Below are 16,769 nucleotides of genomic sequence, written 5' to 3' on the forward strand. Positions count from 1 at the left end.
CGCATCCGATGAAATATCCGTATTATCTGGATATTTACAGCTATGGCTCTCTCACTGTTCAAAACACAGGAAAGCATAGTCACACCTTGCTCACTAAAGCAAAAAGGTGCCTAGCGAAGTCCCTTAAACACTTCTTTAGAGGACGCAAATTGCGTCCTCCAATTCTCAAACTCTTCTTTGTTCATTTCAAACATAAAATCCTCAGGAAACCGACTTATATTTCTTCTTACAGCCTCTTTCAATCTTTTAGTTTCAACACCATAAAGTTCATAAATTAAATTAGAGAAAGCCTTCAAATCTTGCGACTTGAAGGCTTTCAATCTTCCAGTGATCCCTATGGTACAAAACCCGAACCTTTTTGTCTTTGATTTACGAAAATTGGCCGAAATAGCCTAACTGTACATTCGTACTTTTGTAAAATATACAGTAATCGCAGGCATTCGGCCAACCTCATTTTCCTAAAAAAAGTTCTCATTAAAATAACCTTTCTTTATGGTAAGAAATATATTCTTAATATGAAAGGTATACACCAGGATTCTGTTGAAAAAATCGTCGGAAAACTCTTTCTCCTTCTTTTGTTTATCTGTAATGCTGATCCTGTCAGGGGACAGTTAGCAGCTGATTCGCTAACAGCCGCGCTAACTACACAATACCAGCAAAACGGTTTTCCGGGATTCAGCGTATCTATTGTAAACAGTGATAGCATTTTATACGAACATGCGTTCGGATTCGCTGACCTTGAAAAAAACATTCCTTACACCACTACTACGGTACAACCGATTGCTTCTATCAGCAAACTATTTATTGGAATGGCAGTGATGAAAGCTATCGAACAAGGCCTGTTTACACTGGACACTGACATCAACAGTATTTTACCTTTTAAAGTACAACATCCGTACGCGCCTAAAATACCCATCACGTTAAAACAACTCGTTACGCACACTTCAGGGATAACAGATAACCCTGTTGCATACAAAAAGACATACTTATACAATACCCCCTTGCAGGAAGACAATCCCATCTATAGTCTACTGAAATCAAAAGGTTATGGTGCAAAAGGCCAAGACACTACTTTAGGCGCATTTCTCCAGGATTATTTAAGCGCGTCCGGCACTTATTATTCAAATAATAATTTTGATAAAGCCGCACCAGGTAAAAGATATGAGTACTCCAATATCGGTTCTGATCTGGCGGCCTGGCTGATAGAACTTAAATCAGGTATTTCCTTCGCTCAGTACACACAACAATACATTCTGCAGCCATTGCAGATGACACATACCACCTGGTCTACCGCCACCGCAGACCAGACAAAGCTGGCAACCTTATACACCGGCCTCAAAGTCCCTTATCCAAAATACAGTTCCGTTACTTATCCAGATGGCGGGCTTACCACTTCTTGTCATGAGCTGAGTCTTTTTCTGAAAGAAAATATTGCAGGGCAGGAAGGCAAAGGAAAAATTCTTACTGCTGCCTCCTACACCACCATGTTACAACCTGCATTTTCAACTGCTTATAATCCAAAGAATATAGATCCAGGAGAGCCTAATATTGGTGTGTTCTATGCCATGAAAAAAAATGGTATCATCGGGCATAGTGGCAGCGATGGAGGAGTTACTGCTTTCCTTTTCTTTAGCCCCACCAAAGGTTATGGCATGTTATTAATCACCAATACAGAACTGGAAGGACTGAATGGTGTGAACAAAAAATTGCTGACAGGATTTGAAAAGATATGGGGCACTATGAGCCACTACGCAGGAAAATTGCACCTGGTTAAATGATAAATACATAGGTTGTAAAGAGGTTATACAATCGAACTCGGCTAAAAACAAAAACCCGCGCTATGCGCAGGCTTGTAAGTTGTCTGTGATCCCCTTGGGACTCGAACCCAAGACCCATACATTAAAAGTGTATTGCTCTACCAACTGAGCTAGGAGATCCTTTGCTGTTAAGCGGTTGCAAAAATAGGAATATTTTTATTCCTGCCAAATTTTTATTCAAAAATATCCCAAACCGGGCACCACAAAGTATTATAACACCTCCCACCCAAAAATAGTTCATTACATTTCTGTAAATGCCTTGTAATAAATTGATGTTACTCACCTATTTTTGTGAAGCTAAATTATACCCATGAAAACGTACTTTCAGAATAAAACGGTTGTCATCACAGGCGGATCGTCAGGAATTGGAAAAGCCCTTGTAACAGAATTACTGGGACATGGCGCTCATGTGGCTGTTTGCGGCAGAAAGCAGGCTGCCCTCAATGACCTGCAACAGGAAGTCAATAACACCCGGCTGTTTACTTTCGTCGCAGATGTTAGTGTAGAGGCCGAATGTAAAGCCTTTATCGAAAGTACCATCAGTCAATTCGGAAAAATAGATATCCTTATCAACAATGCAGGCATTTCCATGCGCGCCCTGTTCCGCGATCTGGATGTAAGCGTATTGAAATCACTTATGGATATCAATTTCTGGGGAACCGTATACTGTACCAAATTTGCATATCCCTCAATTCAGGCTAACAAGGGAACGATTGTGGGAGTATCTTCCATTGCCGGGTACAGGGGCTTGCCCGCACGTACCGGCTACTCCGCTTCCAAGTTCGCCATGCAGGGTTTCCTGGAAGCGCTGCGCACCGAAAATTTACATACAGGCGTTAACGTGATGTGGGTATGCCCCGGATTCACGGCCTCGAATATACGTAACACCGCACTCAATCCACAGGGACAGGCACAAAGCGAAACCCCGCTGGACGAAGGTAAGCTGATGAGCGCAGAAGCAGTAGCAGCCGCTATTGCCACCGCTATCGCCAAACGTAAACGTACGCTGGTACTCACCGGCCAGGGCAAACTCACCGTGCTGTTAAGTAAACTCCTCCCCGGCTTCCTGGACAAAATGGTTTATAATCACTTTAAAAAAGAACCCGGTTCCCCTCTTCAGTAAGCAACCATTCTTTTCACTGTAGCCGTTAACGTTAGTGCAAAAAATTCCGCTTAAAATACGATCGCCTCGGCTTTTTTGTCTTTATTTGCACTAAGTTTAGTTCACTTAACCCCCAATGGCATCTTTTTTGGAAGGAAAGCGCACTTTTAATTTGCCATTCCGGATAAATGAAAAACGGATAGACGAGTGAGGACGGGAATTGATTCGTGGGTTTTGAACACTGGGATTTGGATTTAGATTTTCGGGCATGTCCATTATAACTTTAACATCAGACATAGGAATGCAGGATTACCTGGTAGGTGCCATCAAAGGGCAGCTCTGGCAATACTGCCCGGAATGTCATGTTACGGACGTCACACACCATATCAGCCCCTTCAATCTACCACAGGCCACTTATATCTGTAAAAGCGCCTTTGCCTATTTCCCGCTCGGCACCTTTCACTTTGTATTAATCAATTTATTCGATAAACGCCCGGATCATGTGCTGGTAGCAGAACATAACGGGCAATACATCGGCTGCGCAGACAATGGCCTGCTCACCATGATTGCCGGAGGTATGCCGGAGAAGGTCATTAAACTGCCCCTTCCGCCGGATGCACCCAAAAACACATTTACCATCATCCAGCTGCTGGCATCCGCCGCCCGGGAGCTAAGCCGCGGCAAAGCCCTCGGTGAACTCGGCCCGCTCACCCAGCAGATCCACGTAAAACACAACCTGCAGCCACTTGTGGGCGACGACTTCATAGAAGGACAGATCATTCATATCGACAGCTTCGAAAACGTTGTCGTGAACATCACCCGGCAACAGTTCGATATGCAGTGCAAAAACCGGAAGTTCCGCATCTTCTTCCGACGCGATGAAGTCATCAGCCAGATCAGCGAAACCTATGCAGACGTTCCCGAAGGCACCAAGCTCGCCCTATTCAACGCTGCCGGCTACCTGGAAATAGCCATCAACAAAGGAAATGCCGCCGGCCTATTCGGCCTGCAAGGCTTCCGCCGCGACCAGCTCACACAGCCAGCCGGGTACCAGCAACTGTCATACTACCAAACTGTTAGAATAATTTTTCAATGATTAACCGTATCGTTAAAATGGAATTCGACCCGGGAAAAGTAAACACCTTCCGGGAACTCTTTGCCAAACAACAGGAACTCATCCGCCACTTCCCCGGATGCCTCCACCTCGAACTGTGGGAACACGCCGCCTCCGGAAATACCTGGTTCACCTTCAGCCAGTGGGAATCTGAAACGGCACTCGAAAAGTACCGGCAATCCCCCCTCTTCCGGGAAACCTGGGCCGCCACCAAAGCGCTTTTCAATGCAAAACCTGCCGCCTGGACCGTCCAAACTGCCGTGAGCCTGTAACCAACAGCGCCTGATCATTGAATTATAATGCTTTTTTAATCTCCCGGAAAACTCCCTTCCGGCGCCCGGATGCGGCTAGCCAAAAGGGTAACAGCTAAAAAGATATTTACAAAAAGTTAAAACTGTTCGCCAGATTAGCATAATTTGCTGTTTTTTATATTTTTGTCGGACCTTAAAACAACCTTATGAATTTTAAAAGGACCAACAACATGGTCGGCTGGGTCATTTGCATCATCGCCTGCTTTGTTTACATTAAAACGATGGAAGCTACAGGCAGCTTGTGGGACTGCGGCGAGTTTATTTCAAGTGCTTACAAAGTACAGATTCCCCATCCGCCCGGAGCGCCATTGTTCGTGTTGCTTGGAAGATTGTTTAGTATGTTCCTGAAACCATCTCAGGCCGCCCTGGGCGTAAATACCATGACAGCCCTGGCCAGTGGTTTCACTATCCTGTTCCTGTTCTGGACCATCACCCACTTCGCACGCAGACTCATGGTGAAAGCCGGTGAAGAGATCTCACGTGAAAAAATGATCGCTATCATGGGCGCAGGCGCCGTAGGCGCTTTAGCATACACCTTCTCCGATTCATTCTGGTTTTCCGCCGTGGAAGGTGAAGTATATGGTATGTCCTCCTTCTTTACCGCCATCGTTTTCTGGGCCATCCTGAAATGGGAACATGAAGCCGATGAACCCTATGCCGACCGCTGGATCGTCCTTATCGGGTACCTCCTCGGCCTCTCTATCGGTGTCCATCTGCTCAACCTCCTCACCATCCCCGCTATGGTAATGGTGTACTACTTCAGACGCTTTAAAGTAACCGGCTGGGGAACCTTCTGGGCCTTCGTTATCGGTTGCGGCGTCACCGGCCTGGTACAGAAATACCTTATCCAGGATACCGTAAAGGCCTCCGGATATATGGACGTTTTCTTCGTAAATAGCCTCGGAATGGGATATTTCTCCGGATTTACCTTCTATTTCGTACTCATCATAGCCTTGCTGGTAATCGGTTACCAGAAGCCAAAGTTCGGTATCTACGCCCCCTTCATCGTAATCGCTACCATCATCCTGGTACCCGCGTTTAACGAGGCAGGCTCCGGTGCCATCTTCTTCAAATTCCTGCTGGCCGCTTTCTTTATAGCCATCCCATACCTGCTGAAAGCAGTAGGCGTGAAAATGGATATATCCAGAACAGCACACTTCAGCCGGCTCACCATCTCCTTCGTGCTGTTCATGCTCGTAGGATACTCTACTTATATTACCACCATGGTACGCTCTACTGCCAATCCTTCAGTAGATATGTACAACGTAGATAACCCCATCTCCCTGGTAGGTTACCTCGGTCGTGAACAATACGGCGACTTCCCGCTGGTATACGGCCAGGTGTTCACTGCCCGCCCAACAGGTTACAAAGAAGGCGGTAACATCTACGCACGCGGTGCAAAAAAATATGAAATCGCCGGCAAGAAAATGGAACCGGAATATGACCCGGCTGATATGATGCTCTTTCCACGTGTTTGGGACGCCAGCAACGATCAGGGCCACGCCGATTACTACCGCACCTGGCTGGGCCTCCAGCAAGGTGAAAGACCAGGATTTGGCGATAACCTCAAATTCTTCCTGCAATACCAGGTGAACTTCATGTATGCCCGCTACTTCCTCTGGAACTTTGCAGGTAAACAAAACGATACACAAGGCTACGGCAACGTACGTGACGGTAACTGGATCTCAGGCATTCCGTTCATCGATAACTTCTTATATGGCGACCAGTCCATGATACCGGACAGTCTGAAAAATAACAAGGCTCACAACACCCTGTTCTTCCTGCCATTTATTCTCGGGGTCATCGGTTTCTTCTATCAATATAATAATCACCGTAAAGATACCCTCATCGTATCTCTCCTGTTCTTCTTCACAGGCTTCGCTATCGTCATCTACCTCAACCAGGCCGGTAACCAGCCGCGTGAACGTGACTACGCCTACGTAGGCTCCTTCTACGCATTTGCTATCTGGATCGGTTTAGGCGTACTGTCGGTATACAGCTTCCTGAAAAAGAGGATCAAAAGCGCCATCACCCCCGTATTGGCTACAGCTATCTGCCTGCTCGCCGTACCGGTATTAATGGCCTTCCAGGAATGGGACGACCATGACCGCTCCACTAAATACGTAGCCAGGGATGTGGCCAAAGATTACCTGGAATCCTGTCAGAAAAATGCGATCCTGTTCACCGTCGGAGATAACGATACCTATCCCCTCTGGTACGCACAGGAAGTAGAAGGCATCCGCCCCGATATCAGGGTGATCAACCTCAGCCTCCTCGGGGTCGACTGGTACATCGATCAGATGCGCAGAGCCGTAAACCAAAGCCCTGCCATCCCAATGACCTGGTCTGCCGATAAATATAAAGGTGAAAACCGCAACTATATCCGCTTCTTCGATCCGGGAAATATTCCTGCCGACAAATACTTTAACCTGAAAGAAATCATGAACTTCATGGGAAGCGATGATGTAAACAGTAAAGTAACCACGCAGGACGGCGGCGCAGAAAACTTCCTGCCTACCCGTCAGCTGTTTATTCCGGTCGACAAACAAACGATTCTTGCCAACGGCGTAGTAGCGGCGAAAGACAGTGCGAAGATCCTGCCTTCCATGCCTTTCAAAATCACCAAAAGCTACCTGCTGAAAAACGACCTCGCAGTATATGATATCATCGCTGCCAACGACTGGAAACGGCCTATCTATTTCACCAGCCCTACCGATCTTGGCCTGAATGAATACATGCAAACCGATGGTCTTACCTACCACCTGGTGCCTTTGCCTAAAGCTACATCTACCGATCCGCTGGGCATGGACATCAACGCGAACGTAGGCGTGATGTATGATAACCTGATGCACAAATTTGAATTCGGTGGCGCTCAAACACGCGGTACCTACTTCGATGAGCCCAACAGGAAAATGATCATGTACCTCCGTCAGGCATTTACCAAACTGTCTGTAGCCATGACGCAGGAAGGCGCCTCTAAAGACAGCGCCCTCAACGTGCTCCGCTACATGGACAAAAACATAATGGAAACCAACTTCCCTTATGCCATGACCACTCCGGGTAACATGCACAACTATACTTCTATTCAAACCATCTACGCCTACTATATGGCCGGTGATGCGAAAAGAGCAGAAGAACTGTCGAACCAGGTGATCAAAGACTGTGAGCAGCAACTGCGCTACTACAGCTCACTGCCGCCAAACAGAATGACCAACGACTTACAACGCGATGGCCAGAATGCACAACAGTTCATCACCTGGTTAAACCAGATGAAAGGCGAGTTTGGCCCTAATGGTACCAAAAGAAACAAAGACGGCGCCGGCGCCATACAAGTAAATACGGAAGATTCTACACCGGTGCCAAAGCCGGCTGATTCAGCGAAGTAACCGTACTTCCGGATATAAAAAAGAGAGCCCGTACCAATGGTACGGGCTCTCTTTTTTATCAATATAATTACTCTGCTCTTAAACTCTTAACCGGGTTGGCCAAGGCAGCTCTGATGGCCTTATACCCTACCGCTATCCACGCAATTAACACGGACAATACAATAGCCAATACAAAAATGCCCCAGCCCATGTCTATATGATAGTGGAAACCAAGTAACCACTTCTTCATAAAATAATATCCCACCGGAGCTGCCACCAGGAATGCAATACCTATTAACGTGGTAAACTCCCTGGAAAACAGGTACAATATACTTTGTACAGAAGCCCCCAGTACTTTACGGATACCTACCTCTTTGGTTTTCTGTACTACCATAAAAGAAACCAGCCCATATAATCCAAGACAGGAAATAAAAATGGCCAGGAAGGCAAATACCTTGAACAACGCTGCAGTAATGGCTTCAGCCCTGTAGAAGTTCCCTATCTGGTCATCAAAAAAAGTACAATCATAAATGTAAGTAGGATATACGGCAGTGAATATCTGCTCTACCTGCTTTAACGTAGCAGGTACTTTTTCAGGATCCAGCCGGAGTGCCAGCGTGCCATAATCATTATTATCAGACGAAATTACAGATGGTGAAATCTCATCTCTCAGTGAATTATTATTAAAATCGCGTAATACGCCCGCCACCGGGAATTTACGGGAGCCGTTATCAACCGCAACTATCTTCCCGATAATATCCTCTGCAGAACGCAATCCCAGTTTTCTGACCACCGTTTCATTTACCAGTACTTCCCTTGTGCTATCATCGGAAAATGGATAACGTCCTGCCACCAGGCCCAAACGGAAGGTATTGAAATAACCGGTATCGGCATTGATCCGCTTCACGCTGTAAGGCTGCCTCTTAGCTTCGTTATTATAATAGAAATCGGTGAACCGTCCGAAATGGGAAGATGGCTCTATAGAGCATAAACTGCCCGCTTCTACTCCAGGCAGCTGCAAAAGCCGCGATTTCAAATGGGAATATTTTAGTCTTAAAGTACTATCGCTGGGCAGGTCAAGCAACACCACCGCTTCCTTTTCAAAGCCCATGGGTTTTTCCCTGAAATACTTCATTTGCTTTACCACCACCAGCGTGCCTATTACCAGCAACTGCGCTACCACAAACTGGAACACCACTAAAGCCCGGCGTAAGGAAATACCGTTTGCTGGCCGGATGCTGATCCTGCTCTTAATAGCAGCCACCGGGTTGAATCCCGAGAGCACAATAGCAGGGTAAAAACCAGCCAGGAAAGTAACGATCACGCCGGATAATACTAAAAAGAGTAATATCGACGGATGGCGCAGCGGGTTCAACTCCAGCGTTTTTCCTACCAGGTTGCTCAGGTAAGGAATAGCCAGCCAGGCCATTATGCTGCCCAATATGATGGCGGAAGCCGTGATCAGGGCAGTTTCTCCCAGGAACTGTTTTAATAACTGGAGACGGTTACTGCCCAGTACTTTTCTGATACCAATTTCTTTGGCCCTGTTAACCGATTGTGCTGTAGCCAGGTTAATGAAGTTGATACAGGCCACCATTAACAGGAACAGACCGATGATAGCCAACGCCCATAGTTCTGTGGCCGACAGGGAGTCGTCTTTTACGGTAGCATAACGTTTGTCGAGATGCATTTCCTTCAGCGGCTGAAAAGTCAGGCTGCTAAAGCCTGTTGTCTGATTCACATCTTCCCGGTAATTATTTTTCACAAACGCCGGCAGTTGCGCCTGCAGCTTGCCTATATCATCTTTCGGGGAGGTGAGCGCAAAACATTGTGTTCCGCCACTAAGCGAGCGCCAGTCTTCCCGCGTCTGACGTTCATGATCGTCCATCCTGAGCCAGGTAGCATGAGATGCTGCCATACGTACCGGCAGATCTGTATTATATGGCAGGTCTTTAAAAACGCCGGTCACACGCAGTGGCACGCGGTAAGACCATAGTTGTATTATTTTGCCAATGGCGTTTTTATAGTTGCCAAAATAGGCCTCAGCCATACTTTGCGTAAGCGCCACGGTATTCGGTTCTTTTAACTCCGCTGCACTTCCATAGAGCCAGGTAAAATCGAATATGTCGAAAAGAGCTGGTTCTACAAAAAAGAGTCCCCCGCTTTCTTTAAATTTTTTCTCTTCGCCGCCGTTTTCCCCCGGAACATATACCTGTGCGCCGCCGATATATTCAGCAACCGCTACTTTTTCAAGGGAAGGAAAATCCCGTCGCATGGCAGATGCCAGCGGCGCCGGCACCATACTATGCCTCCACTTTTCACCGGTGCTGCGGTTGGTGAAAGTGGTCACTACCCGGAAAATTCTTTCGCGCTTACTTTGATAAGTATCATAACTCATTTCGTTGCGGATCACGAGGAAGATCAGCAGGCTGGCGCCGATGCCCACGGCCAACCCTACGATATTGAGCAGGGAGAAAGATTTCTTTCTCCAAAGAGTTCTGAATGACAATTTGAAGTAACTATTAATCATAACAGGAAGTATTGCCGCTTTGCCTGCAAAAACCGGGACAGGAATATATTTGTTTAATTTTCAAAGAGATATAAAAAAAAGAAGCAGTGCGAATGTTCAGTAAAGAACAGGGAATGTCCGGTATCGAACATCCATAAAAAAATCCGGAGATCCCGGCCAGGCCGTTATCTCCGGATCAATTGTCCGTAAGAACAATAATTTATTACAGGTTGCTTACAATCGTTCTCCAGAATGCAGCGCTGGCCTTCACTTCAGGAACATTGTTATCCCAGTTGTATTCGTATTCCGCAGAAAACAAACCTTTGAACTTCTGATTTTTCAATGTTTCCAGCACTTTCGGCATCTGGCAAACACCGTTACCCCAAACTACATCATGGGAATCAGCAGATTTGTTGTTCAGATCTTTGAAATGCAGGCTTACAATATGACCATCCAGCTTTTTGATACATTCTACCGGATCGAGGCCTGAGCGTACCCAGTGACCAATATCCGCACAGGCGCCCATTAATTTACTTCTGCCTTTGATCGCTTCCAGTACCGTTTCAGGGTTCCAGTAACGGCTCGGTTTCGGGTGATCATGTATCGCCAGCTTAATCTGGTACTGATCACACAGGGAAGAGATCAGGTCCAGGTCTTCCGGCTTGGGCTCAGAAGTAATGCTCTGGATACCCATCCTGTTGGCAAAATCAAACAGCATACGCCATTCGGCAGCCGATTCCGGCACTACCACGCCAAATGCCTGCAGCACCTTGTGCTTTTTCTTAAACAACGCCTTTACTTCTTCCTGTTTGGAAGGCGACATATGGTAATCAAATTTACCTTCTATACCACCGCCAATCACTTGTCCGGGAAATGCTTCCACGTACTGGATACCACAGCTGTCCATTTTATCCAGCGCCTCCGCCAGCGTAAAATGATTGAATGTCCACGCCTGCGCTCCCAGCTTCCATCCCAATGCATCTGCCCTGCTCTGGGCAACTGCCGATTTTGCAAATAATGCAACCGCCAGGCCACCTGCCAGGATCAACGCATTTCTCAGTTTTTTCATATAGCTATTTTTTTGATGATTGAAAGTAATTGGTTTCAATCTAAAATGCAAGTTTTAAGCGAAGAAAAATCCGCGGAGGATCGCCTTCGGCGATTTTTAAATTGTCTTACTGCCTGATTACGCTGATTATACTGATCAGGATGATTTGATTATGTTTTGATTATAATGAATTTTATAAAGGATGAAGGAATATATAAGCGGATATCAGCTTTTATCTCTCCTGATTATTATTAATCATAAAAAAAATCAAAACATAATCAAATCATCCTAATCAGTATAATCAGCGTAATCAGGCAGTAAGACAATTTAAAAATCGCCGAAGGCGATTCTCCGCGAAAAGTGGTAAATTTAATTCAGAAGATGAGCTAAGCTATGAGAGGAATACAATTTACCAGGTTCAACCCGGACGAGAACAAAAAACCACCTTTCCAGAAATTACTGGACCTTTTTACCCAACTCCTTACCTACACCAGCGGAGACGTGTCAGAAGCCCTGCAATGGCTCACTGAGCTGGACAACGAATATAATCTCACCAACCAGGAATATGGTATCGGCGATTTTATACAGGAGTTGAAAGATAAAGGATACATCCGCGAAAACGAGGAAAGCGGCGCCATAGAAATTACTTCCAAAGCAGAACAAACCATCCGTAAAAACGCATTGGAAGAAATCTTCGGTAAACTGAAAAAATCAGCTACCGGCAATCATAATGTCCGCAAATCAGGCATGGGCGACGAGCTCAATGCCGAAACACGCCCCTTCGAATTTGGCGATGGCGTGGATCAGCTGGATATTACCGCCTCCATCCGTAACGCACAGATCAATCACGGTATAGACAGTTTCTCTATCAGCCAGGACGACCTGGAAGTAAAAGAAACCGACTTCAAAACACAAACGTCAACCGCCCTGATGATCGATATCTCCCATTCCATGATCCTTTACGGGGAAGACAGGATCACGCCCGCAAAAAAAGTGGCCATGGCCCTGGCAGAACTGATCACCACCCGCTACCCGAAGGATACCCTCGACATCATTGTGTTTGGAAATGATGCCTGGCAGATAGAAATCAAAGACCTTCCCTATCTGCAGGTCGGCCCTTTTCATACCAATACCGTAGCAGGACTGGAACTGGCCATGGACCTGCTCCGCCGCAGGCGCAACCCGAACAAACAGATCTTTATGATCACAGATGGAAAACCCACCTGCCTGAAAATAGGATCACAGTATTATAAAAACAGCTTTGGCCTCGACAGGAAAATACTCAACCGTACCCTCAACCTGGCCGCCCAATGCAAAAAGCTGAAAATTCCCATCACCACCTTTATGGTAGCCACCGATCCGTGGCTCCAGAAGTTCGTAACAGAATTTACCGAAACCAACAACGGTAAAGCATTCTTTTCCGGCACCGATAAACTGGGACAGTTTCTTTTCCGTGACTTCGAAAGCGGCAAAAGAAAGTTTTATTAATAGTAAACAGCAGCATAGACAAAAAACGGATCCCCGCATCCGCCAACAGCTACTGCCAATTTGTAATGCGTAATTATTAAAGATGAACACAAACATAAAAACACTAGGCGAACTCAAAAAAAGCGGCTATAAACCAGTTTCCGTAAAAGAAGAAATCAGGCGTAACCTGATCAGAAAATTAAAAGAAAAGGAAAGCACTTTCCCCGGCATCATCGGCTATGAAGACACGGTGATCCCCGATACCGAAAGAGCCCTCCTGTCAAGACATAATATCCTCTTCCTCGGTTTACGCGGCCAGGCCAAAACACGCATGGCCCGCCAGATGACCGATCTCCTGGATGAATATATTCCCGTAGTGGAAGGATCTGAAGTAAATGATGATCCCTTCCACCCGCTCTCCCGCTACGCAAAAGACCTGATCGCCGAAAAAGGCGACCAGACGCCCATCACGTGGCTTCACAGCAGCGCACGGTACGGCGAAAAGCTGGCTACACCAGACGTTTCCGTTGCCGACCTCGTAGGCGATATAGACCCTATCAAAGCCGCTAACCTCAAACTTAGCTACGCAGATGAAAGAGTGATCCACTTCGGGATCATCCCCCGGTCAAACCGCGGCATCTTCGTCATCAACGAACTACCCGACCTCCAGGCACGTATACAGGTATCCCTGTTTAATATCCTCCAGGAAGGCGATATACAGATCAGGGGCTTCAAAGTGAGAATGCCGCTCGATATCCTGTTTATCTTCACCGCTAACCCGGAAGACTATACGAACCGCGGTTCTATTGTAACGCCGCTGAAAGACAGGATCGAAAGCCAGATCATTACCCACTACCCGAAAACAATAGAAAATTCCCTGCTCATCACAGAACAGGAAGCCGATATCCACGAAGATCAGCAAGCCAAAGTACAAATCGCCGATATGGTAAAACGCCTTATCGAACAGGTGTCCTTTGAAGCCCGCTCCAGCGAATACGTTGACAAGAAAAGCGGTGTTTCCGCCCGCTTAACCATCGCCGCCTACGAAAACGCGGTGAGCGCCGGCGAACGCCGCGCCATCATCAACAAGGAAAAGGAAACACAGGTGCGCATCGCCGATCTGCAGGCCATCATCCCTGCTATCACCGGCAAAATAGAGTTGGTATACGAAGGCGAACAGGAAGGCCCGCTCCAGGTAGCCCATAACCTGCTCGACAAAGCCATCCGTACCCTCTTCGCCATCTACTTCCCCAACCCGGATTCCTTCAAGAAAAAGAAAGCCGGCGCACCTGCTGAAAATCCCTACCGCAGCGTTATCCAGTGGTTCGATAAAGGCAATTCCGTTCAGCTCCTGCAGGATATCAGCGACAAACAATACGACGCTACCCTCAGCAAAGTAGACGGACTGAAAGAACTCATCAAAGCCCGCTTCCCGAAAGCCAACAGCAAAGAAGCCCTGCTGCTCATGGAATTCGTGCTGCACGGCCTGTCGTCCTACTCACTCATCAGCAAAAAAGTGGTGGAAAACGAAACCCGCTTCAGCGACCTGCTGGGCACCATGATGAACTTCAGCCTCGGCGGCGAAAGCGGCGAGCCGGAGGAGGAGTAATCGCCGCGAATTTTGTCTTGGCTCAGGATTACGCTGATTTTACTGATTACCTGGATTTTTACTTTTGGATTTTATAAATGATTAAGGGAGATAGAAGCGGATATATTCGCTTTTAACTCCCCTAATTATTATTTTAATAAAATCAAAAAAATCAAAAAAAATCAAAAAAGTAAAAATCCAGTTAATCAGTAAAATCAGCGTAATCCTGAGCCAAGACAAAATTCGCGTGGAAGGCGATAAACTCCACTTTTTTCCCTATTTTGTATTTTTAATTGTCATTTTAACAATTCCACATTCCACAAAACGTTTTATTACATGAATAACTCCCGTAGAAACTTTATCAAATCCGCCTCCACCCTGGTGGCAGGAGCAGGATTGGTGTCTGCACTGCCAGCCGGACTGCAGGCATTCCCATTGCGGACAGTAGCCGCCAGCGACCGGCTCAATATCGCCGCCATCGGTATTAACGGTATGGGATGGGCCGACCTCACCTCCATGCTGAAAAACCCTGCCGCACAATGCGTTGCCCTCTGCGACGTAGATAAAAACGTGCTGGATAAACGGGTTGCCGAGCTCGCACAGAAAGGCATCAAGGTAAAAGCCTACAGCGATTACCGCAAGCTCCTGGAAGACAAAAATATCGACGCCGTTGTTATCGGTACACCCGACCACTGGCACTGCCTGCAAATGACAGACGCCTGCGCCGCCGGCAAAGATGTATATGTAGAAAAACCCATGGGCAACTCCATCATAGAGTGCCGCTCTATGGTAGGCGCCCAACAGAAATATAACCGCGCCGTACAGGTGGGTCAATGGCAACGCAGCCAAAAACACTTTCAGGACGCCATCGAGTTTGTACACTCCGGCAAACTGGGCAAAGTACGCCTGGTAAAAGCATGGGCCTATATGGGCTGGATGAAGTCCATCCCTGTAAAACCAGACGGCACCCCGCCCGAAGGTGTGGATTATAAAGCCTGGCTGGGGCCGGCCACTACCCGGCCTTTTAACCCCAACCGCTTCCATTTCAACTTCCGCTGGTATTGGGATTATGCGGGCGGCCTGATGACCGACTGGGGCGTGCATCTCCTCGACTATGCCCTGCTGGGTATGAAATCCGGCGCACCAAAATCCATCATGGCCGCAGGCGGTAAGTTCGCCTACCCCGATGATGCCGCCGAAACACCGGATACACTTACCACCGTTTATGAATTCGATGACTATAACATCCAGTGGGAACAAGCTATAGGCATCGATGGCGGCCCTTACGGACGCGATCACGGTATTGCCTTCATCGGCAACAACGGTACACTGGTGCTGGACCGCGGCGGATGGGAAGTAATCCCCGAAAAAGGAAAAATGGAAGCCGTACCACGTCAAAAATCCGTCGATAACGGCCTCGACCTCCATACCACCAATTTCGTGGAAGTAGTGAAGTCCAGGAAACTCGACGACCTCCACGCCTCCGTACAGGTGGGCTCCCTCGTAGCCACCACCGCACAAATGGGTAATATCGCCTATCGCACAGGTAAAAAAGTATACTGGGATCAGCAAACAGGTAAATTTACCGACAGCGATGCCAATAAACTGTTAGCAGCCCAATACCATAACGGGTACCATCTGCCTAACGTTACCGCCTGAACGAAAACACATATTTAAATATCATCTACCTAACAAAAATAAAAAGACACATGCGTACGCTACTGCTATCTGCCTGTACCCTGCTCGCCGTTACCGCAACAGCGCAAAACAAAGAGCAGATAAAACCCGAAGCCACGGAAGTATGGGAGCCGGTACCAAAAGTAATTACACCCGGTACTGAAACCCTTACGGCGCCATCAGATGCGATCATACTGTTTGATGGCAAAAACCTCGACAGCTGGGAATCAGAAAAGGGAGGACCCGCAAAATGGGAGGTGAAAGATGATGCTATGACAGTTGTAAAAGGAGGTGGTGTTATTAAAACAAAGGAACAGTTTGAAGACTTCCAGCTGCATATCGAATGGCGCACCCCTGCTGAAGTAAAAGGCGAAAGCCAGGGCCGCGGCAACAGCGGTGTATTTATGCAGGAACAATACGAACTGCAGGTATTGGATAACTATAACAACCGCACCTATTCCAACGGGCAGGCCGGCAGCTTTTACAAACAAAAAATTCCGCTGGTAAATGCCTGTAAAAAACCAGGCGAATGGCAAACCTATGATGTAATCTGGACCGCTCCCCGCTTTAACGGCGACGGTTCCCTGAAATCTCCTGCAAGAGCCACTGTACTGCAAAATGGCGTACTGGTGCAGAATAATGTGGAGCTGGAAGGCAAAACAGAATATATCGGCAAACCAACCTATGTAAAACACGGTGCCAAATCCATCGCACTGCAGGATCATGGAAATCCGGTAAGCTTCAGGAATATCTGGATAAGACCCCTGTAAG

The 16,769-nt window shown here is 47.1% G+C and carries 12 protein-coding genes and 1 tRNA gene; 9 read left to right on the forward strand and 4 right to left on the reverse strand.

Features of this window, described 5'->3' with window-relative positions; genetic code table 11:
- Positions 1-110: 110 nt before the first annotated feature.
- Positions 111-320, reverse strand: a complete 210-nt coding sequence (locus ACLHR0_RS16575) for an ORF6N domain-containing protein (RefSeq protein WP_436488048.1) — start codon at positions 318-320, stop codon at positions 111-113.
- A 195-nt stretch (positions 321-515) separates the two neighbouring features.
- Here ACLHR0_RS16575 and ACLHR0_RS16580 point away from each other — a divergent pair, with 195 nt between their 5' ends.
- Positions 516-1,778, forward strand: coding sequence for a serine hydrolase domain-containing protein (locus ACLHR0_RS16580; RefSeq protein WP_436488050.1), 1,263 nt, complete (start codon positions 516-518; stop codon positions 1,776-1,778).
- Between the two features lie 86 nt (positions 1,779-1,864).
- On the opposite strand, the gene ACLHR0_RS16585 is transcribed toward ACLHR0_RS16580, so the two are convergent.
- Positions 1,865-1,937, reverse strand: a tRNA-Lys gene (locus ACLHR0_RS16585).
- Between the two features lie 190 nt (positions 1,938-2,127).
- Between ACLHR0_RS16585 and ACLHR0_RS16590 the strand changes: the two genes are divergently transcribed.
- The 4 genes from ACLHR0_RS16590 to ACLHR0_RS16605 all read left to right on the forward strand — a co-directional run bounded on the left by ACLHR0_RS16590 (position 2,128) and on the right by ACLHR0_RS16605 (position 7,730).
- Positions 2,128-2,940, forward strand: a complete 813-nt coding sequence (locus ACLHR0_RS16590; RefSeq protein ID WP_436488052.1) for an SDR family oxidoreductase — start codon at positions 2,128-2,130, stop codon at positions 2,938-2,940.
- Between the two features lie 247 nt (positions 2,941-3,187).
- On the forward strand, positions 3,188-4,015 hold the full coding sequence (locus tag ACLHR0_RS16595; RefSeq protein WP_370913288.1) for an SAM hydrolase/SAM-dependent halogenase family protein: 828 nt from the start codon (positions 3,188-3,190) through the stop codon (positions 4,013-4,015).
- A gap of 17 nt (positions 4,016-4,032) precedes the next feature.
- Entirely contained in the window at positions 4,033-4,305 is a 273-nt protein-coding gene (locus ACLHR0_RS16600; RefSeq protein WP_436488054.1) for a putative quinol monooxygenase, read from the forward strand.
- Positions 4,306-4,490: 185 nt separating this feature from the next.
- A complete protein-coding gene (locus tag ACLHR0_RS16605; protein WP_370913286.1) occupies positions 4,491-7,730 on the forward strand; it encodes a glycosyltransferase family 117 protein in 3,240 nt (1,079 codons plus the stop codon).
- Between the two features lie 67 nt (positions 7,731-7,797).
- On the opposite strand, the gene ACLHR0_RS16610 is transcribed toward ACLHR0_RS16605, so the two are convergent.
- Both ACLHR0_RS16610 and ACLHR0_RS16615 read right to left on the reverse strand, forming a co-directional pair.
- Complete coding sequence (locus ACLHR0_RS16610) at positions 7,798-10,239, reverse strand: ABC transporter permease (protein WP_436488057.1); 2,442 nt, start codon at positions 10,237-10,239, stop codon at positions 7,798-7,800.
- A 202-nt stretch (positions 10,240-10,441) separates the two neighbouring features.
- Positions 10,442-11,287 (reverse strand): sugar phosphate isomerase/epimerase family protein, encoded by an 846-nt coding sequence (locus ACLHR0_RS16615; RefSeq protein WP_429049426.1) that lies wholly within the window; start codon positions 11,285-11,287, stop codon positions 10,442-10,444.
- A 372-nt stretch (positions 11,288-11,659) separates the two neighbouring features.
- Between ACLHR0_RS16615 and ACLHR0_RS16620 the strand changes: the two genes are divergently transcribed.
- The 4 genes from ACLHR0_RS16620 to ACLHR0_RS16635 all read left to right on the forward strand — a co-directional run bounded on the left by ACLHR0_RS16620 (position 11,660) and on the right by ACLHR0_RS16635 (position 16,768).
- Entirely contained in the window at positions 11,660-12,754 is a 1,095-nt protein-coding gene (locus ACLHR0_RS16620; RefSeq protein WP_436488059.1) for a vWA domain-containing protein, read from the forward strand.
- An 82-nt stretch (positions 12,755-12,836) separates the two neighbouring features.
- On the forward strand, positions 12,837-14,342 hold the full coding sequence (locus ACLHR0_RS16625) for a sigma 54-interacting transcriptional regulator (RefSeq protein ID WP_370913282.1): 1,506 nt from the start codon (positions 12,837-12,839) through the stop codon (positions 14,340-14,342).
- Between the two features lie 315 nt (positions 14,343-14,657).
- Positions 14,658-15,980: a Gfo/Idh/MocA family protein gene (locus tag ACLHR0_RS16630; protein ID WP_436488061.1), complete on the forward strand. Its 1,323-nt coding sequence runs from the start codon at positions 14,658-14,660 to the stop codon at positions 15,978-15,980.
- A 50-nt stretch (positions 15,981-16,030) separates the two neighbouring features.
- Positions 16,031-16,768, forward strand: coding sequence for a 3-keto-disaccharide hydrolase (locus ACLHR0_RS16635; protein WP_436488063.1), 738 nt, complete (start codon positions 16,031-16,033; stop codon positions 16,766-16,768).
- The last annotated feature ends 1 nt before the right edge of the window (position 16,769 follow it).

Source organism: Chitinophaga sp. ARDCPP14 (genome assembly GCF_051362515.1).
Taxonomy (GTDB): domain Bacteria; phylum Bacteroidota; class Bacteroidia; order Chitinophagales; family Chitinophagaceae; genus Chitinophaga.

Bases quoted from the DNA above. Each gene is read 5' to 3' on its own strand.
- ACLHR0_RS16595 (WP_370913288.1), top strand. From the start codon at position 3,188: ATGTCCATTATAACTTTAACATCAGACATAGGAATGCAGGATTACCTG.
- ACLHR0_RS16600 (WP_436488054.1), top strand. From the start codon at position 4,033: ATGGAATTCGACCCGGGAAAAGTAAACACCTTCCGGGAACTCTTTGCC.
- ACLHR0_RS16610 (WP_436488057.1), bottom strand. From the start codon at position 10,239: ATGATTAATAGTTACTTCAAATTGTCATTCAGAACTCTTTGGAGAAAG.
- ACLHR0_RS16615 (WP_429049426.1), bottom strand. From the start codon at position 11,287: ATGAAAAAACTGAGAAATGCGTTGATCCTGGCAGGTGGCCTGGCGGTT.
- ACLHR0_RS16635 (WP_436488063.1), top strand. From the start codon at position 16,031: ATGCGTACGCTACTGCTATCTGCCTGTACCCTGCTCGCCGTTACCGCA.
- ACLHR0_RS16630 (WP_436488061.1), top strand. From the start codon at position 14,658: ATGAATAACTCCCGTAGAAACTTTATCAAATCCGCCTCCACCCTGGTG.
- ACLHR0_RS16625 (WP_370913282.1), top strand. From the start codon at position 12,837: ATGAACACAAACATAAAAACACTAGGCGAACTCAAAAAAAGCGGCTAT.
- ACLHR0_RS16590 (WP_436488052.1), top strand. From the start codon at position 2,128: ATGAAAACGTACTTTCAGAATAAAACGGTTGTCATCACAGGCGGATCG.
- ACLHR0_RS16620 (WP_436488059.1), top strand. From the start codon at position 11,660: ATGAGAGGAATACAATTTACCAGGTTCAACCCGGACGAGAACAAAAAA.
- ACLHR0_RS16580 (WP_436488050.1), top strand. From the start codon at position 516: ATGAAAGGTATACACCAGGATTCTGTTGAAAAAATCGTCGGAAAACTC.
- ACLHR0_RS16605 (WP_370913286.1), top strand. From the start codon at position 4,491: ATGAATTTTAAAAGGACCAACAACATGGTCGGCTGGGTCATTTGCATC.